The sequence below is a fragment of the Pandoraea commovens genome (assembly GCF_024704525.1).
Taxonomy (GTDB): Bacteria; Pseudomonadota; Gammaproteobacteria; order Burkholderiales; family Burkholderiaceae; genus Pandoraea; species Pandoraea commovens.
Genome location: NZ_CP102780.1, coordinates 3,911,692 through 3,930,774 on the forward strand (window position 1 = coordinate 3,911,692; position 19,083 = coordinate 3,930,774).

Consider the following 19,083-nt stretch of genomic DNA (forward strand, 5'->3'; position numbering starts at 1 on the left):
ATGCAAAAAGGGCCTGTCGCGAATCTCATCGCGACAGGCCCCGTGTTCCGGCGCTACCCACGTTCCACGCCGAGACCCTGACGGACGTCACACCGTCATCGTAGACGTCCCTATTCTTTCCCTGGCGTCACGAATCACTCGTACTGCTTGCCCTCGGCCAGCAGTTCAGGCGTACCGATCACCGTGTTCAGACCGTCGAAATCGAGCATCCGGTCGCGCCATGCCGCCGTCGTGCCCTGCGCGTGCAGATTGGCGTAATAGCCCTGCAACGTATGCGCCACCGCACGCGCGGTGCCACCGGGAAAGATGACGATGCGAAAGCCGATATCCGCGAGTGCCTGCGCACTTTGCACGGGCGTCTTGCCGCCTTCGACCATGTTCGCCAGCAACGGCACACGATGGGCAAAGCGCTCGCAGGCCGCAGTCATCTGCTCGGTCGTGCGCAGCGCTTCGATGAAAAGCGCATCGGCCCCGGCTTCGAGATACAGCTCAGCGCGGTCCAGTGCGGCGTCGAGTCCTTCGACGGCAATCGCATCGGTGCGTGCGAGGATCAGCGTCTCGGCGTCATGCCGTGCATCGACGGCCGCCCGCACCTTGCCCGCCATTTCCTGAGCAGGCACCACGCCCTTGCCATCGAGATGGCCACAACGTTTCGGAAACGTCTGATCCTCCAGTTGGATCATGGCCGCCCCCGCCCGCTCGAAACCACGCACGGTGCGTTTGACATTGAGCGCGTTACCGAAACCGGTATCGGCATCGACGATCACCGGCACCGACACGCGCTCGGCAATCCGTGCAACCGTGTCTTCGACTTCCGGGAACGTGGTCAGACCGATGTCGGAGCGGCCGAGCCGCGTATAGGCAATCGATGCCCCCGAGAGATACAGGGCCTCGAAGCCGGACTGTGCGGCGATGAGGGCAGACAAGGCGTCGTACACGCCGGGCGCCAGCAGCACACCTTGCGAGAGGCGCTGTCGGAGCGACAGTTGGACAGATGACGAAGCCGTCATGAAGAAATCTCCTGAGTGTTCGTGATGGCGGCGAGTGAGCCAATCATCGTATTCGCCGCGATGTAGCCGCCCGCGACGGCCGAGAGCAGGCCATTACCGGACAGGTAGCCCCACACTGCATTGCCCGACACGCCGCGCGCTGCACCGCCTGCGGCGAGCAGGTTGGGCATCGGCGATCCGTCGGGACGCAGCACCCGGCAGGCGGCGTCGATATCGAGTCCGCCCTGCGTATGAAACAGCGCGCCCGTGACCCGAATTGCGTAATACGGCGCGACGAGCGAGCGCGTGAACCGGCGGCCATCGGTGGCATTCACGCCGGGCGCGACGCCGTCCAACGTTTCGCGCAGCGTCGCCACGTCGCAGCCGATGACACTGGCGAGCGCGTCGAGGTCGGCACAGGTCTTGAGCGCACCTGCGGCTTCGGCTTCCTGAAAGTCGGGAAACGTGCGCGCCAGTGCGAGCGTCTGCGCGTCGAACACATTCCAGGCGATGCCATCCGTTTGTGCGAGCACGTGCACGGCCGCTTCCGAGTAGCCGTGCGTTTCGTCATGAAACCGCCGCCCTTCCCGGTTGATCTGCACCCCGCCGTCCATGATGACGGCCCACGAGATCAGCACGCCGTGCGGACTCGCCCACGAGCCGTGCCCCTGATAGCCGCCCAGATCGGCTGTTGCCGCGCCGAGCGCCCGCCCCCAGAGCAAGGCGCTGCCGTCGTTGCCCTCATGGCCGCCGTACACCGCGTGTGCCATTTCGGGCAACAGTTCGGTACGCAACCCGGCATTACCGCCGAAGCCGTTGCAGGCGAGCAGCAGCATGTCGCAGCCGAGGTATTCCATCGCGCCATCCGGACGCACGCAACCAACCGCCTGCACCTTGCCCGACGCATCCACCCACAGCTCGCGCACCAGCGTCTTCGTCATGACGTGAGCGTCGGTTGCCTGCACGGCACGCTCGAGCGCCGCCATCAACGCCGCACCGGTCCGCTCGGGCAGGCTGTGCATGCGCCGCACGCTGTGGCCGGGGTAAAGGAAGCCGTCGAGAATGTCGAACGTCAGCCCGTGGCGCGCGAGCGCATCCATCGCCGGACCGGACGCCTCCGAATACGCCCGTACCAGATGCGCCGCCGCCGTGCCTTCCGTCTTCCCCATGACGTCGGACGCAAACTGCTCAGCGCTGTCATCAATGCCGAGCGCGCGCTGCACTGCGCTGCCCGCCGCCGGAATGAAGCCCGACGACAGCGCCGTCGAGCCACTGGGAATAGCGTCACGCTCAAGCAGCACGCAGTCGATGCCTGCGTCTTGCAGCACCAGCGCGGCAGTCAGGCCGCATGCGCCTGCCCCCACGATCACCACGCTGATTTGCGGCAGATCGTCCACCGGCGGCCGTCCCTGACGAACGACCGGTGTCGTAGGACCGCTCATGACGCGATGCGGCCTGCAAAGGCCTCGCAGGTCACGATCTCGCCAACGGTGCGCAGGTCGGCCAACGCGGCGTCGTGCGCGGCGACGGTGGGTGCCGCACATCCGTCGGAGAGCACCAGCACACGGTAGTCGCGCATGTGCGCATCGCGCGCCGTACTCGCCACGCCGCCGTTGGTCACGATGCCGCACACCGCCACCGTGTCGATACCGGCACGTCGCAGCACCCAGTCCAGTTGCGTGTTGAAGAAGGCGGAGTACGCCACCTTCCAGACCGACACGTCGACGTGCTTCGCCAGCGCCGCCACGGTGGCATGACCGTCCGTTCCCGCGACGAAATCGCCACGGCGCAGGAACGGCCGCAATTGCTTCAGATGCGGCGAAATCATCGGCTCGCCGTTCGCGTCCGGCCACAACGTGAACTGGCTAGCCGCGACAAAACCGCCTGCGGCCTTGAGCGATTGCGCGATCGGCCCGACGCGCGCGGGCAACGCTTGCGCTTCAGGTGTTGCGGCACCACCCCGGTCGTACGCACCGCCGGGCGTGATGAAGTCGTTTTGCAGATCGACGATAACGAGTGCCGTGCGCGCCGGGTCGAGCAAAGAGGTTTGACTCATGTCATGGCTCCTGTCGCGGGCATCAGGCGTCGCGCGTGATGAGCAGGTTGCCCAGCGCATCGACGCGCCCGGAGAATCCCGGTTCGAGCCAGATCGTCGTGTCCGACTGTTCGAGAATCGCGGGACCGGCGACGCTCGCATCCACCGGCAGGTCGAGACGCGCATAACGCACCGCATCCCACCACTGTCCGGCGTGATACACGCGCTGGCTGCCGAGCGGCTCGGGCATCGCGTTCGCCTGCGGTGCGAGCACCGCGAGGTCGAACTTCGGACGCACACCGATGCGCGCGTAACGCAGGTTCATGATGCGTACCGGAATGCCGTCGAGCGCACGGCCGAAGGCGTCGCGATAGGCAGTCTCGAAAGCGGCGGCAATGCCGTCCCGATCCAGTCGTTCGCGCGCTACCGGCACGCGCACCGTGTGGCTCTGCCCCACATAGAGCATGTCGAGTTCGATGATCTCGCGCACCGAGTCGAAGCGCACACCGGCCGAATCCAGACGCGCCTGACACGCTTGCGCCAGCCCATCCACACGCTCGGCGAGGTCGTCCGTATCGAGCGCAGCGAGCGGCTGATTGAGCGTCTGCACGCTGTCGTGACGCATGTCCGCGATCACGCAACCGAGCGCAGACGTCACCCCCGGATAACGCGGCACGATGCCGGTGGTCGTGCCGACTTCGCGCATCATCGCGCAGACGTGCAGCGCGCCGCCGCCGCCGAACGGCATGTAAGCGAACTGTCGCGGATCGTGCCCACGCTCGATAGACACAAGACGGATCGCGCCCGCCATCTTGGCATTGGCCACGGTCAGAATCGCTTCCGCAGCGGCATAGGCATCGAGGCCCAGCGGTTTGGCCACGTGCGTATCGATGGCCTGCAAGGCGAGGTTGCCGTCGAGCTTGGCGAGCAATCCGCCGCCCAGCGGACGATCCGCGGCAATCCGGCCGAGCAGCACGTTGGCATCGGTCACGGTCGGGCGCGTGTTGCCTCGTCCGTAGCACGCCGGTCCCGGTACGCTGCCCGCCGACTCCGGACCGACTTGCAACAGCCCGCCCGCGTCGACGGAGGCAATCGAGCCACCGCCCGCGCCGATGGTCTCGATCTGGATCATCGGCGAGCGCACCACCATCCCAAATTCGATGGACGTCTGCGCTGCGAGCGAGGCCTCACCGTTCGCAACCAGCGAGACGTCGAACGACGTGCCGCCCATGTCGCCTGTCACCACGTTCGCGAAGCCCGCCGAACGCGCGATGGCCGCGCACGCGATCACACCAGCCGCCGGGCCGGAGAGCGCCGTGCGCACCGGCACGTCGCAGGCCGTCTGGCGCGACATGATGCCGCCGTTGCTTTGCACGACGAGCAGTTCCCCGCCGAAGCCACGCGCCTTCAGGTCGCTCTCCAGACGCGTCAGATAGCTGCCCACCACCGGTTGCAGCGAGGCGTTAAGCGTGGCTGTCGAGCAACGCTCGAACTCGCGAATTTCCGGCAGCACTTCGGTGGCCGCCGTTACATTGCCGTTCGGCCAGAGCGCGCGCACCGCTGCGACCGCGCGTTGTTCGTTGACGGGATTGGCGTACGCGTTGACGAAGAAGACACACACGGCGTCGCAGCCCGCTTCGAGCAAGGCGCGCGCCGCCGCTTCGACCTGCGCGATGTCGACGTCGGTGTGCACTGTGCCATCGGCCAGCACGCGCTCGTCGACTTCAAGGCGCAGATTACGCGGCACGATCGGCGTGAAATTGCCGCGCAAACCCCAGGTGGCAGGACGGTCGCGGCGGCGCATCTCCAGCACGTCGCGAAAGCCCGTCGTCGTGATGATCCCGGTGCGCGCCACCTTGCGCTCCAGCAGCGCATTCGTGCCGACGGTCGTGCCGTGCACGATGGTCGCGATGGCCGCAGCCCCGCGCCCTTGTGTATCGACACGCTCGATGCCGTTCATGAAACCGCGCGCTTCTTCGCCGCGCGTGGAGGGCACCTTGACGATGCGCGCCACACCGGCCGCTTCGTCGAGGACGAACAAATCGGTGAAAGTGCCGCCCACGTCGACGCCGACAATCGTTGCTGCTTCGCTCATGCCTGTTGCTCCTTCTTGGTCGCGCCGCGCTCACCTTGCACGGTGGCTTGTGTCGTCACGTAGCCCATCTCACGGTCGTGCGCGCGGGCCGCTTCGTCGCGCTGCGCCGGTGCCCCATACCCCCCGCCGCCCGGCGTCTCCAGTCGTACCCGCTCACCCTTCGTCAGCTTGATGCCGAGCATCTTCGAAGCCATTGGCGGCGTGCGCCATTGCCCTTCGTTCTGGTAGCGGAAGACGTTCGGCACCGATGCTTCGCCACCCGCGATCCCTTGCGGCGCGGAACGGCCACGCTCGCCGAACACGAACGCTTCCGCACTGTCTTCGAGCAACTCGATTTCGTAGATGGCACCCAGACCGCCGCGATGCGCGCCGTCGCCCGCCGAATCGGGGCGTAGCGCCCATTGCGTAAAGCGCACCGGATACGCTGCTTCGAGAATCTCCACGGGCGGAATCGTCGCCGTCGAGATCGGCGCGTTACCGTGCGACAGGCCATCGCCGTCGATATGCCCGCCGTGACCGCCGCCGAAGAAGCTGAACATCACCCAGCGCTGGCCGCGTCGCGCTTCGTCGGTGCGATACCCGGCAATCGACAAGGCGTTGATCGTGCCGTACGCCTGCCCCATCGCGCGCTCGGGTGCGGCTTTCGCCATCGCGCAGAAGATCACGTCGATCATGCGCAGAATGGTTTCGGTGTAACCACCGACGGGACGCGGACGTTGCGCCGAGATCAGCAACCCCTCGGGCAACTCGAAGCGCACCGCGTCGAGCACACCGGCGTTGGCCGGGACATCCGGGAACAGGTGCTTGAGTGCGACGTAGCAAGCGGCAATGGCAGTAGCGCGCGAGATGTTGACCGGTCCCATGCACGCGGGGGACGTGCCGGTGAAATCAAGCGTGAGCAAGTCGCCTTCGACGCGCATGCGCAGCGCAATCGTGAGCGGCTCGTCGTGCACACCGTCGTTATCCAGCGTGTCCTGATAGACGTACTCGCCGTCGGGCAGCGCCGCCACGTGGGTGCGCATCAGCTTGACGGCACGCTCGCGCAACTGACCGAGCGCGTCCTGCACCGTGCCGTCGCCGTACTCATCGAGCAGATCCGACAGACGACGTCCACCGAGTTCGAGCGCCGCGAGTTGACCGTTCAGATCGCCCCACAGGCTGTCGGGCAGACGCGTGTTGGCCTTGAGAATGGCGAGCACGTCGAGATCGAGTTCACCGCGTCGCACGATGCGCACCGGCGGGATCTGCACGGCCTCCTGCCAGCATTCGGTCGCGGCCGGGTTGTAGTTGCCGGGCACCGCGCCGCCCACGTCGTGCCAGTGCGCCGCCGAGGCAAGGAAGCAGTACAGCTTGCCGTTGCGGAACACCGGACGCACGAGTTTGAAGTCGTTGGCGTGCGTGCCGCCTTCGTACGGGTCGTTGAAGAGCCACACGTCGCCCTCGACCATGCCGCCGCGCTCGGACGCTGCGCGTGCGGCCGCCTGTACGGCGAACGCCATCGCGCCGACGAATACGGGCAGGCCCGACTTGCCTTGCACGAGGGTTGCGCCGGTGGTGGCGTCGTAGATGCCGTGGCAGGCGTCGTGCGCCTCGGCAATGATCGGGTTGAATGCGCTGCGGTAGAGCGTCGCGTCCATTTCGTCGGCGATCTGCTCCAGCCGGCCTTTCAGGACCGCCAGCGTGACGGGATCTAGCATGAAGAAACTCCGTGAGATGTCGATGGGGATGCCGTACTGCGCTGCTTGAGCAGATTGAGCAGGCCACCGGCGTCGACCATATCGAGGAGGAACCCCGGTACGGTCTCGCAAGTCAGCCGGCTGCCATCGGCCTGTTCGACGTAACCGTCGCGCGGCGCGAGCGTGAGGGCTTCGCCCTCGCCAATGCGCTGTGCGTCGGCGCAGGTCAGCAGCAGCAACCCCACGTTGAAGGCGTTGCGAAAATAAAGGCCATTGAACGACGGCGCGATCACCGCGCGCACGCCGAGATGCACGAGCGCGGCAGCCGCCTGTTCGCGTGACGACCCGATGCCGAAGTTGGGACCAGCGACGAGAACATCGCCCGGACGCACATCGGCTGCGAACTCGGGACGCACGCGGTGCAGGCAATGGCGGGCGATTTCGTCGATGCCGAACTTCATGTAGGCACCGGGTGCGAGCGCGTCGGTGTCGATGTCGGCACCGACGCGCCACGCTCGGCCGGAAGAAGACGTTGGCGTTGTCATGTCAGAAGTGAGGAAGTCGAGGAATCGTCGATGAGTCGGACAGGCGCTCAGACGAGCAGTCCGCGCGGGTCGGCGATACGCCCGGTAAGCGCGGCCGCAGCCACGGCGTATGGCGAACCGAGGTAGACCTGCGCCGTCTCTGCCCCCATGCGGCCGCGGAAATTGCGTGCGGTGCTCGACAGCACCGTCGCCCCTTCGGGGATCGAGCCGCCATAGCCCGCACATGCGCCGCAGGTGTTGGCGAGCACTTGTGCACCAGCGTCGACCAGCACGTCCATCACGCCCTCACGCGCGGCCTGCGCCTGATCGCGCGCCGAGGCCGGGGCCACGACAAAGCGCATGCCGTCGGCGACGCGGCGTCCCTTGAGCACACGCGCCGCTGCGCGCAGGTCTTCGAGCTTCGCGCCGGTGCATGCGCCGAGATAAGCGACGTCCACCGTCACGTCGGCAAATTCGTCGATGGCGCGCGTGTTGGCCGGGCTGTGCGGGGCGGCGACCTGCGGGGCGAGCGTGCTCGCGTCGAAGGTATGCATTTCAGCGTGCGCACCGGCATCGCTCTGCCAGCGGTCGACGTCGATAGGATCGGTCACGCCCACCGCGCGCAGATACTCAACGGTCGTGGTATCCGGTGCGATCAGACCGACTTGCGAGCCGAGTTCGGCGCTCATGTTCGAGAGCGTCATGCGCTCCTGCATCGACAGGGCGCGCACCGCTTCGCCGCAGAACTCGATGGCCTGATAGCGTCCGCCGTTCATACCGAAGCGACCGATCATGTGCAGCATCATGTCCTTGGCGGTCACACCGTCGGCGAGCTTGCCGTCCCAGCGCATCTGAATCGTGTCGGGTACTTTCACCCAGATTTCACCGGACACCGCCACGCCCAGCATTTCCGTGCTGCCGATGCCGAACATGTACGCGCCGAACGCACCGCCCGTGGGCGAATGCGAATCGCCGCCGACACAGAACATGCCTGGACGCAGATGACCGTGTTCGGGCACGACCACGTGGCAGATGCCTACTGAGTCGTAGACGTTGGGCAGTTGTTGCGCACTCGCCCAGTCGCGGGCGATGCGCACGATACGGCGCGATTCGTCGTCGGTTTCCGGCACGTAGTGATCGATCACGAGCACGACTTTGGACTTGTCCCACAGTTGCGCGCCGAGCGATTCGAGCATCGGCTGCAAGCGGCGGGGACCGCTGGAATCGTGGAACATGGCGAGGTCGACGCCGCACGTGACGATCTCGCCCACGGCGACTTCGTCCCGGCCACACGCCGCTGCCAGCAGCTTTTGCGTCAGAGTTTGAGGCACAGTCATTCCCTTACATTCCGAGGTAGGCCCGGCGCAGATCGCTGCTGGCGAGCAATTCTGCGCAGGTGCCGCGATGGCGGATCGCACCGTTTTCGAGGACATAGCCGCGCTGACCGGTCTCCAGCGACTGGCCGACGTTCTGCTCCACCAGCAGGATCGACAGGCCCTCGCGTTGCAGACGCGAGATCAGCGAAAACAGCTCTTCCACCATGAGCGGCGAGAGGCCGAGCGACGGCTCGTCAAGGATCAGCAGACGGGGTTCGGCCATCAGACCGCGTCCGATCGCGAGCATCTGCTGTTCGCCGCCGGACATCGTCCCCGCTGCCTGATCGATGCGCTCGCGAAGACGCGGAAACAGGTCGAGCATGCGCTCGAGCCCCTGCTCGCGCGACGCGCGACCACGTGCGAACGCGCCCAGCGCCAGGTTTTCCCGCACGCTAAGGTTCGGGAAGATGCGACGCCCTTCCGGCACTTGAATCAGCCCGGCTTTGACGACGTCGCGGTAATGGCGGCCGGTGAGATCGTGACCGTCGAAGCGCACGCGTCCCGACCACACAGGATTGATGCCGGAGAGCGTGTTGTTCAGCGTGGACTTGCCCGCGCCGTTGCTGCCGAGCAGCACCACGATCTCGCCTTCGCCGACCGTCAGATCGACGCCACGCAGCACTTCCACGCGGCCATAGCCGGTATGCAGGCCTTCCACCTCGAGCAGATGGCTCATTGCACACCTCCCATCGCCATCGGCGCACCCGACTGAGCGGCGAGCCGCGCGGCGGTGCCATGCCCCAGATAGGCTTCGATCACAACCGGGTCGGACGTCACTTCACGCGGCGTGCCTGCCGCAATCAACCTGCCCTGCGCCAGGACCCACACGTGTTCGGCCAGACTCATGACGGCGCGCATCACATGCTCGATCATCAGCACCGTCACACCGCTGTCCGCGATCTCGCGCACGACCGGAATGACTTCATCGATCTCGCTCGGGTTCAGGCCCGCGAGCACTTCGTCGAGCAACAAGAGACGGGGTTTGGTCGCTAGTGCGCGGGCCAGTTCTAGACGCTTGCGCCCGCACACGGTCAGGTCCGCCGCTGGCTTGTCGAGCTGCGCTTGCAGATTGGTGCGCAGCGCGACTTCCTCGGCCTCGCGCAACGCAGCCCGACGGTCACGCTGATGCAGATGCGCGCCAACGGCGATGTTCTCGCGCACCGTCTGCGCGCCGAACGGCTGCACGATCTGGAACGTACGCGTCAGCCCCTGACGCGCCGTGTCGTACGGTGCCTGACCGGTGATGTCGCGCCCCTGAAATTCGACGCGACCGGCCGTGGGCGTGAGAAAGCCGGAGAGCAGACCGAAGAGCGTGGTCTTGCCTGCGCCGTTCGGACCCACGAGCGCCGTGAGCGTACCGGCCTTGACGTCGAGACTGACGTCCTGCACGGCCTTGAGACCGCCAAACGTGATGGACAAGCCATCGGCCCTCAACAAAATGTCAGACACGGGCCTTCTCCTCGCGCGACGTCGTCGGCTGCGCGCCATGTGCGGCGCGGGTCTTCCCATCCATGCCCAGCAAGCGGCGCACCGACGCGCCTGCGCCCGTGATGCCACGCGGCAGGAACATGACAATCAGGATCAGCACGGCGCCGTAGATCACCATCGACAGGCCGGGCAGTTCGCCGAACAGGTTGCGAGTGAACTCGCCGAGGGTGTACAACACGGCCGCACCGAAGACCGGGCCCCAGAGCGTGCCCATGCCCCCCACGATCACGCCAACGAGCGCCTCGACCGAAATCGTCGAACCGAAAGCGATCCCAGCATCGATGTACTGGAACATTTGCACGTAGCACATACCCGCCGCACTCATGAACGCGCCCGAGAGCGCAATCGCGCCAAGCTTCACACGCAACGGATTCACGCCGACGGCGCGTGCCGCGTTCTCGTTGTCGCGCACCGCTTGCAACCATGCACCAAAGCGCGAATGACGCAGCCAGGCGGTGACCAGCAAGGCCGCCATCACGAACACGAGCAGCAGCGCTGCGTAGCCGCGCGGCGAGGCGAACTGAAGATTGCCCAGGCTTTGGCGCAGCGGCACCATCAGACCGACGCCTGCGCCAGTAAACGGCAGCGACACGGCCAGAATGCGGAACACCTCGGCGAACGCCAGCGTGACGAGCGCGAAGTACGAACCCTTCAGGCCGTAGCGGAACGTCACGGCACCGAGCAATACGGCGACTACCGTGCCCGCCGCAATCGCGAACGGCATGGCGAGCCACGGGTTCCAGCCCCATTGCAATTGCGCGATCGCCTGCGCATAAGCGCCGACGCCGAAGAACAGCGCGTGGCCGAACGACAACTGCCCGCCGAACCCGCCGAGAATGTTCCACGACTGGGAAAGCAGCACGGTGTAGATCGTCATCATGAGGAACGACAACCACACGCCAGATTGGAGCGTGAACAGCAACGCTGTCATCACGACACCGAACAACACGATCATCCGAATATCTTTCATTTTTTTCTCCCGCCGTCTTCCGTCAGGCGCGTGCGCCGAAGAGCCCCTGCGGGCGCAGCAGCACGACGATGATGAAGATGGCGAAGATGCCCATCTGGCCGAGCGAATCGCCCAGCCACAGGCCACCCAGCGACTCGACCACACCGATGAGCAGACCGCCCACGAGCGCGCCGACGAAACTTCCCATGCCCCCGAGCACAACGATCGTGAACGCCACCAGCACGAAGCCGCCGCCGACCTGCGGATTGACGTAATACGTGGGCAACAGGAAGCACGCGGCAGCGCCCACACAGGCCATGCCGATGCCGAACGAAAGCGCGTACACGCGTTCCACATCGATGCCCATGAGCTTCGCGCCGTGTTTCTCCTTCGCGACTGCGCGAATCGCGCGTCCCAGATCCGTCGAGCGCATGATCCAGAACAGCACGGCGGCAGCGGCAAGCGCTCCGCCGAACGCGATCAGCTTGGGCAACGCGAGCATGACCGGGCCGATGTCGACGGTAGCCAGCGTGTACGGCGTATCGATCGTGTGCGTATCCGACTTGAACACCACCAGCGCAAGGTTCTCCAGCACGATGGCCAGCCCCAGCGTGACGAGCAGAATGTTCTCGTCCTTGCCGTGGCTGGCGCGCTCGATCACCACGCGTTGCAGTGCGTAGCCGAGCGCGAACATGCCCAGCGTGACGAACGGCAGCGCGACGTACGGATCGATGCCGAGCTTCTCGCGAAGCAGCCAGACGGCGTATAGCGCCACCATCAACGCCGCACCGTGCGCGAAGTTGATGATGTGCAGCACGCCATAGACCAGCGTCAGGCCGAGCGCGATGAGCGCGTAGACCGCGCCCGTCGTGAGCCCGTTGAGCACGGCTGAGAGCAGAATGACCGGATCTAACATTGCGTCAGGCCTTGAGCGGGAAGACCGGTGCGACCTGGCGATAGGTGTCCGGCAGAATCACTTTGATGTCGCCGCCCGAGACCTGCGTGAGCAGCGGCTGCGCGCCCGTGTTCTGACCGTTCACGAACTTGGTCGGACCGTACGGCATGATGTGATCCTTGAACGTGCTCGACGCGAGCGCCGCCGTGATGGCTGCGCGGTCGACCGATTTGGCGCGCTCGATGGCGTCGGCCAGCAGCATCATGGCCGTGTACGTCATGAACACTTCGTAACTGAAGTAAGCGCCCTTCGCTTCCACGCGCTTCTTGAGCGACGCCACGCGCGGGTCTTTCGGGTTGAACCAGTGATTGCAGTCGATGATGCCGTCGGCGATATCCGGGAATTCCTTCAGGAATTTGTAGCTCGACGCCGCGCCGCCCAGCACCGAGTAGATCGCCTTCGGGCGCACCTTCTGCTGCTTCATCGCACGCAGCAGCAGCGCGTATTCGTTGTAGTAATTCGCCGGAATCACGATGTCCGGGTTGACCGAGCGCATGCGCAGCACGATGTTGTTGAAGTCACGCGTGGGGTTCGCGTGCTTGATGACTTCCTTGATCTCGAAGCCTCGCGCGGGCAATTCCTTTTGCAGCAGCGCCGCTGTGCCGGTGCCGAAGAGCGACTCCTCGTGCACGATCATGACGGTCTTCGCGGGCTTGCCTGCGGCGTTATTCAACGCGGCAAGGTCGTCGACGGCGCGCAGCGAGCACATGCGGTAGCCGGGACCGAAGCGGAACGTGTTGGTCAGGCCGCGCTCGACGATCTGGTCGGCCACACCGACATCCACCACGTGCGGCAGGCCATACTTCGCGGCGGTTTGCGTCGTTGCCAAACAGATGGCCGAGGCGTAGGCACCGAGAATTGCCGACACACCGGCTTCGTTCATCTTCTCGACTTCGGCCGAACCGGCTTCGGGGCGCGATTGTGCGTCGCCGAGCATGGCTTCGATGGGTGCACCGCCGAGCGACTTGATGCCGCCCGCCGCGTTGATGTCGTCGATGGCGAGCAGCGCGCCCAGACGGCATTGCTGTCCCGAATAGGCGAGTGCACCGGTGACGGGGTGAAGCACGCCGATCTTGACCGGCTTGCCGGCAGCACGCGCGAGCCACGGGGTGCTGGTGGAGGCAGCGGCGAGCGCGGCCATGGCGGTGGACTGACGCAGAAACGTGCGACGCGAACTCATGAATGATTCTCCGGACGTGTTCAGTGGAATTGGGCGGACAGTTCTTCGCTGACCCAGACCTTGGCGTCGATGTCGCCGACGCGCGAGAGTTGAAGCTGGTACTGGTAGCGATCTGGGCGATACAGGCCTTGCAGCAGTTGCACCGGACGGTCGGCAACGTCGCGCACGAGACGCGTGACCGCGAGCAGCGCGGAGCCGACGGCAATATCGAGATGGCGCGCCACGACGGCATCGGCCAGACGCGCGGAAATGGTTTGCGTCGCCCCGCCCAGCTCGACGCCCGCTTCTTCGAGCAGCATCAGCAGCGGTTTGCGTTCGAGTTCTTCGCGACGGATTTGCGCGATGTCCTGCGGCACGTGCGTGGTGATGTACGACAGCGGCCCGGCTTGCGTGCTGCGCACACGAATGCTCTTGTAGACAGGGGCACCGGGCGCGAGCGTCAGCGCATCGGCGACCGCGTCGCTCGCGCCGACGACCGACGATTCGAGCACAGCGACACTCGTGCGCAGACCCATGTTGACGATGTTTTCGAGCAGGCCCGTGAGGTGCGCCTTTTCCCGGGAAATGCCGGGCATCTTGCCTCCACCGGTGCGCTGACCGGCATGCAGCGGCCAGGTGCCGAGTCCCGGGCGACGCACGACGAGACCGTCGGCCACAAGCATTTCCATCGCTTTGCGGATCGTAATGCGCGCAACGCTGAACTGATCGGCTAGCAGATGCTCGCCGGGCACACCGTCCTGATCGAAGCGCCCCTCCTGCAATTGTTCACGCAGCACGAGGTAGATCTGGTGGTATTTCGGAAGCGGAAGTGGGGTATCCATGCGGCGATTCTGGAAGTGTCATAATGTCCGGTCAATAGAACAAAGGTACAGACAAAATGTCCTATCGGGAAAACACCTAAGCGGCTCGAGATATTTGTTTGATCGCCTGCAAACGCAGGTACAGCAAGGGTTTCAAGGTTGCGGCGCAGCATTTTTTGATGCTGCGCCGCTTCGTTTTTGACCGTTTAGAAACGGTGACGCAGACCGATGTAGTAGCTCATCTGGTTATCGAAGCCGTTGAGCTTCACACCGTTGCCGCCGGTCCAGTTAGTGGTCGTGGTGCCGAACAGACCGCTCCAGCCGCCGTCGACGCGCTCGTAGGCGGTGGCGAAGTAGACGTCGGTTCGCTTCGAGAGGAAGTAATCGATGACGCCGTAGAGCGTCTGGCGCTTGCCGCTGAAATTGACCGCCGTGGTGTTGTTGTACATATAGGCGGCGATGAATTGCCACGACGGGCTGAGCAGATAGGTCGCACCGAGTGTGAAGAACTGATCGCGTCGAGCGGCGGAGAACACTGAGCCGATGGCGGCTACGGTGGTGGGTGTGGCAGCCGTGCTCATGTTGGTGATTGAGGCGTAGTCGACACCGCCGTTGGTCACGTCGAAGCCGGGATCGCGCTGGCTTTGCAGGTAGTCCGCATGAAACTTCCATTGACCGTAGCTGACTTTGCCGCCGAGCGACCACGTCTTCGCGGTGCGGCTTTGCGAGTCGTGCGTCTGCTGCAACTGGCCGGTGAAGACGTTGCCGTTTTGCTCCCACGACACGCCACCCGATGCGGATGAGCGCGCGGAGCCTTGCCCGGCGATGCCACCGAACGCGTATTGCAGGTTCACGCCGAACGGGCCGAACTTCTTCGTCCAGGTGAGTGCGTTGTTGTAGCGCTGACCTGTCAGGAAGACAAGCCACGAGTTCGTGGGCGGTGCACCGATGAAGATCGGATCGACCATCGAAATGGCGACGACGGCCCCGGTGTATTGACGTCCGAACGCGAGTTCACCCCATCCGCCTTGCAGCGCGACGAACGCCTGACGTCCGAAGAGTTGACCTTGCTGATCGAAGGTGCCGGCTTGCGAGTTGAAGCCGTTCTCGAGCACGAAGCGGGCTTTCATCCCGCCGCCGAGGTCTTCGATGCCTTGCAGACCAAAGCGGCTGGCGGAGAGGAAGCCTTCTCCGGCCTGATTGACGGAGTAGATGCGTCCGCCAGTGGGGCTGGCGTGGTTTTGCGAGACGATGGCCGATTCGATCAGGCCGTAGAGCGTGACGCTCGACTGGGCGTGCGCGGGTGCAGCGACACTTGCGAGGAGTAGAGCAACACTGGCGGCACTGGCCGCACCGGCAGCACCAGTGAAAGGCAGCAGTTTTGACGTTTTGCGCGAGGAGTGCGTCATGAGGTTGGGCGTCTTTCTTGTTGTTGAGGAAAACAGCGCCCCACGACGCCGTGCGTCGACCGTTGCGACGAGTCCGGTGTTGCTTTGGACTCGCTCGCATCACGTATCGAATCGCGAGGGCGCACGACGCCGCGGCGCGCTCACGAGTGGCGCGTCGTCCGGCATGGGGCGAATGGGGTGAGCGCGGTGGCGTCGGATGCGATTTGTCACAAAGGATGAACGTGACAAACGCGGTGAACGCACGCACGCGCCGAGAGGCGGCGAGTTACTCGCGCAGCACGCGATGAACGCGCTGTGCCGCTCGCATACGGGCGGACGTCAGCATAGGCAGGGAGGAACGAGTCATCATGGCGACGACTCTAGGAGGGCCAATTTGTAGCGTCAATGGAACAAATGCCAATCCCGGTTGTTCTATCGGGAAATTCCTGAGACATCGTCAGCGCGGCGTTTTGCTCGATGGAAATGCGTAGATAGGCCGTCAATCTTGTGGGAGTTGGATCAAGTTTCGATGGGAGTGATCCGACCCGGCCGCGTAGGCGAGCATCGAATAGGCTCGCAGGGAATTCGGATTCGCGGCACAACCACCCTTTGCCCGGGATCTCCTTCGCACTCACTTCATTCGAAGGTCTCCCGAATTACGTAACGTCTTGCGATCACGCTTCACTCGCTCCAATATCGGCGACGAATGACCGTGATCCTCATCAGTCATTCCTGTCCCCAGCCAATACGCGTATTTCGGCCAGTTTTTGCAAAGTGCGAGAATCGCCTCCTCCGTCGCACGTTGACGTCCCTCATAAATGCTGCGCCAGGTCTGCGCTTGCAGTCCACTCAGCTCCTCTAGCGCCTTGAACCTGCGATGGCGCGGGACAACCGTGTCGACGATCTCTTTGATTCTGTCGCGAATATCGACCTCCTTTAAAGCCACAAGATTGGGATGCCGAGCGCAATGACCGTACTCGCGTGAGTCGCAAAGCAAGCGAACGCACCACGGCGACTCGGATTCTTCGAAAGAGGCGGTACTTGCTCTGGCATGGATGGGCCAAGCCCACGTGACCAAGTCGTTAGCTCCCGGGGAAATCCGGATGAAAAAAAGGCCCCGGCTGAAATACACCGGGGCCAAGACTTTCTCCGCGATGACGCATGACAGAGGAGGATCTGCCATGCAGGAACCGAGTGTAGTGAACGATGCCGCCTTTGGGAGGGAGTGGGTCGTTCTGGGGTGGGTCAGGTGGAGGCCGCAGTCACGCGATTCGACCGCCACATGGGCGCTCCGGCACTTCATGCGATGCCGAATGCGAAGCGCGGCGAATTCGAAAATTCGGAAAATAACCAAATGGCGGCGGCCCAACGAGCCAAGCGGCAGCATTAACCGTAGCCACCCCGCTCCCGGTAGTGCGCAAAGATCGCCGGCAGCGGCGCCTTGACCGACACCATATCCAGCCTCCTTCAGCCGGCACCTCAATTTCGCGTGCCCATGTGGATGTCTGCGCCTTCGCCCGAAACGATTTTGCTATACTCTTGCCCTCACGTCGTACCTGCAAGAACGATGCTATTGCGTCCCGCTGGATCACATCCAGTCTCTCCCTGTAGTTCAGTTAATAGAATGACAAGATAAATAACTGATTAAAAAGGGATTTCGAATTTGCTGTAGCAAATTTGTAGCACTTGTAATGCGCTGTGGGTTGTGTATTTGGCGGTGGAAATGGCTTTATTTTCTGGGCTGAAACCTTCCGTATTGGGACGCTCGAAATCTGAAATTAATGAGCGTTTCGCCCCGCCTTCCCTAGCCCCAAATCTCAGACGTTTCCTTATTGGCTTAGCCGTTGGACCAAATCAAAAGCGCGCAACATACGCACTAGCTCTACGAGCACTAAAGTCGTTGTCGCAGCAATACAGATATGTCGAACAAGGTTCGGGCCGCGCATTGTTCGCTTCGCTGGAAACGAGTCGCGCAGGATTTTCCCGAGCGCCCAACGCAGCACGGGCGCCCCCCCTTTCCGGCCGCAACCGGCCGTTCACATGCATCGTAGATGAGATGTTCAGACGTCGCTTTCACCTCGAAACGGGCCATCCGGTTGTCGAAGATGAACACTCCGCATCAGCCTTTGCCAACAATCGACATACGCGAATTGAAAGTCCCCAATTGCCTGGTTGTACGAATTCAGTTTGTTCATCGAAAGCCAGCGCCCTCCGTAACAGCGGCAGCTTTGTAGCGCCATACACACAAAAAATGAGCCGGACGGCAACCGCCGTTCAACATTGCTCATCGGGTAGTCGGGCATACCACAGATCAACTAAGCTTGGTGATTACTTATTATAAAAAACTTCATCAAAATTTACCAAGCACTGCTTCAATCCTTGTTGCTGTAGAGTGGTGATTTTCCACCATTAATCTCTAGCCATCGATGGTATCCATCCATGCTATCTCCGCCGAGATTAATTGAATACTCGACACCAAAAATTGCAATCACAAAGTAAAACTCACTACTTTCCGATGTCCCCGTCGTGAGGATGTCGCACTCGTAAATCATTTGAACTGATTGCCCATCTGAAGTTAGCGTCAGATTATCCTGTTCATATATACGACGCTTGCTGTAATCCCATTTTTCCTTAGGCTTTGGTGCGCGTGCATATCGTCTAACCTCATCGAGTCCTTCATGCTCGACTAAATAGTCATTCCATCCATCGATGTTTTGCCATCGAAATGCAAGCATCTCGAGCCCCATCTTCGCGAGCCACCTTGACGTCAGCGTGTCGTCGGGAGAGGCTCCCGAAATGGGAATCATCATCTTAGTTCCGCCCGCATCCAGATACTCCTCTATCTTTGAAAAATCCTCTGAGTTGAAAGAAAAATCTAGCGTTCCATGGCGATGCGCATTAACAATTTTATCTCCGAAAATTATTGGAGCCACAGGAACTTTACGTCGTTTATTTTTCAACTCTTGATTAAATCTCAAATACAAAAATTCATTTGATTTAAGTATGGGTTGCTCAAGATGGGTGGCGAAATAATTATTGCACTTATCGCAGACGACACCCTTCGGCAGCGTTAGCTTCGTATTTCCGAGCGACTCAGGGACAATGTGCTCGATAGCCACGCTCAACAATGAACTTTTTTTGCAAAATATGCATCGCATTTTTATATTAAATAAAAATTATCAACTAGACTTTTTATAGAAAAGCATGCTGCACATCAGGTGATCTAGGTGTTCGCAGCATTTCGAAATAAGCCATTCCAAATAGCGAGCGCCTCCCATGCGGACAAGTGCAGTCCTCGTGCAGCCGAAAAGTTGTCATCCTCGCCGTAACAGGCAGTCTAACGACTGCAGAACAACCAGCCGCCTATGGTCGGCGATTGTCCCGACGCCAGCAATGGCCGGTCACCTGTCAACGGCGATATCCCGACAAGTGACCGCTGCAGTTCGGAACTCGACGTTCGCGCCGCGAACGGTTGAAAGCGAACGCCGGAGCATTTTCCGAAAGGTGGTTACTTTGGTGGTGGTGATTAGAGGTGAATGATACTTGTCGTCATGCAGCGGCCTGCAACTTCGCTTTTTCCAGTGTGTGCGCGAGTGCAATCGGCAAATAGGAGCCGATCGCCGTGCGT

16 protein-coding genes are annotated in these 19,083 nt (G+C 62.7%); all 16 read right to left on the reverse strand.

Annotated elements, in window-relative coordinates:
- Positions 1-134 precede the first annotated feature (134 nt).
- The 16 genes from NTU39_RS17690 to NTU39_RS17765 all read right to left on the reverse strand — a co-directional run bounded on the left by NTU39_RS17690 (position 135) and on the right by NTU39_RS17765 (position 18,574).
- Positions 135-1,010 (reverse strand): isocitrate lyase/PEP mutase family protein, encoded by an 876-nt coding sequence (locus NTU39_RS17690; RefSeq protein WP_150663345.1) that lies wholly within the window; start codon positions 1,008-1,010, stop codon positions 135-137.
- The gene (locus NTU39_RS17695; RefSeq protein WP_257958169.1) at positions 1,007-2,431 is read right to left on the reverse strand and encodes an FAD-dependent oxidoreductase; all 1,425 of its coding nucleotides are present in this window, start codon (positions 2,429-2,431) and stop codon (positions 1,007-1,009) included. Before NTU39_RS17695 ends, NTU39_RS17690 begins: the two co-directional genes overlap by 4 nt.
- Positions 2,428-3,045, reverse strand: a complete 618-nt coding sequence (locus tag NTU39_RS17700; protein WP_150663347.1) for a cysteine hydrolase family protein — start codon at positions 3,043-3,045, stop codon at positions 2,428-2,430. The genes NTU39_RS17695 and NTU39_RS17700 overlap by 4 nt, the downstream gene beginning before the upstream one ends.
- Positions 3,046-3,067: 22 nt before the next feature.
- Positions 3,068-5,119, reverse strand: coding sequence for a hydantoinase/oxoprolinase family protein (locus tag NTU39_RS17705; RefSeq protein ID WP_257958171.1), 2,052 nt, complete (start codon positions 5,117-5,119; stop codon positions 3,068-3,070).
- Complete coding sequence (locus NTU39_RS17710; protein ID WP_257958172.1) at positions 5,116-6,816, reverse strand: hydantoinase B/oxoprolinase family protein; 1,701 nt, start codon at positions 6,814-6,816, stop codon at positions 5,116-5,118. Before NTU39_RS17710 ends, NTU39_RS17705 begins: the two co-directional genes overlap by 4 nt.
- Entirely contained in the window at positions 6,810-7,340 is a 531-nt protein-coding gene (locus tag NTU39_RS17715) for a LeuD/DmdB family oxidoreductase small subunit (protein ID WP_257958173.1), read from the reverse strand. Before NTU39_RS17715 ends, NTU39_RS17710 begins: the two co-directional genes overlap by 7 nt.
- 47 nt (positions 7,341-7,387) lie before the next feature.
- Entirely contained in the window at positions 7,388-8,656 is a 1,269-nt protein-coding gene (locus tag NTU39_RS17720) for a 3-isopropylmalate dehydratase large subunit (protein WP_257958174.1), read from the reverse strand.
- A gap of 4 nt (positions 8,657-8,660) precedes the next feature.
- On the reverse strand, positions 8,661-9,371 hold the full coding sequence (locus NTU39_RS17725) for an ABC transporter ATP-binding protein (protein WP_150663352.1): 711 nt from the start codon (positions 9,369-9,371) through the stop codon (positions 8,661-8,663).
- On the reverse strand, positions 9,368-10,144 hold the full coding sequence (locus NTU39_RS17730) for an ABC transporter ATP-binding protein (protein ID WP_150663353.1): 777 nt from the start codon (positions 10,142-10,144) through the stop codon (positions 9,368-9,370). The genes NTU39_RS17725 and NTU39_RS17730 overlap by 4 nt, the downstream gene beginning before the upstream one ends.
- Positions 10,137-11,153 (reverse strand): branched-chain amino acid ABC transporter permease, encoded by a 1,017-nt coding sequence (locus NTU39_RS17735; RefSeq protein ID WP_257958175.1) that lies wholly within the window; start codon positions 11,151-11,153, stop codon positions 10,137-10,139. The genes NTU39_RS17730 and NTU39_RS17735 overlap by 8 nt, the downstream gene beginning before the upstream one ends.
- A gap of 22 nt (positions 11,154-11,175) precedes the next feature.
- Entirely contained in the window at positions 11,176-12,048 is an 873-nt protein-coding gene (locus tag NTU39_RS17740; RefSeq protein WP_150663355.1) for a branched-chain amino acid ABC transporter permease, read from the reverse strand.
- Positions 12,049-12,052: 4 nt separating this feature from the next.
- A complete protein-coding gene (locus NTU39_RS17745) occupies positions 12,053-13,267 on the reverse strand; it encodes an ABC transporter substrate-binding protein (RefSeq protein WP_150663356.1) in 1,215 nt (404 codons plus the stop codon).
- Between the two features lie 20 nt (positions 13,268-13,287).
- Positions 13,288-14,088, reverse strand: coding sequence for a GntR family transcriptional regulator (locus NTU39_RS17750; RefSeq protein WP_150663357.1), 801 nt, complete (start codon positions 14,086-14,088; stop codon positions 13,288-13,290).
- Between the two features lie 185 nt (positions 14,089-14,273).
- A complete protein-coding gene (locus tag NTU39_RS17755) occupies positions 14,274-15,476 on the reverse strand; it encodes a porin (protein WP_150663358.1) in 1,203 nt (400 codons plus the stop codon).
- A gap of 610 nt (positions 15,477-16,086) precedes the next feature.
- The gene (locus NTU39_RS17760) at positions 16,087-16,638 is read right to left on the reverse strand and encodes a hypothetical protein (protein ID WP_257958176.1); all 552 of its coding nucleotides are present in this window, start codon (positions 16,636-16,638) and stop codon (positions 16,087-16,089) included.
- A 1,189-nt stretch (positions 16,639-17,827) separates the two neighbouring features.
- On the reverse strand, positions 17,828-18,574 hold the full coding sequence (locus tag NTU39_RS17765; protein WP_257958177.1) for an HNH endonuclease: 747 nt from the start codon (positions 18,572-18,574) through the stop codon (positions 17,828-17,830).
- Positions 18,575-19,083 lie beyond the last annotated feature (509 nt).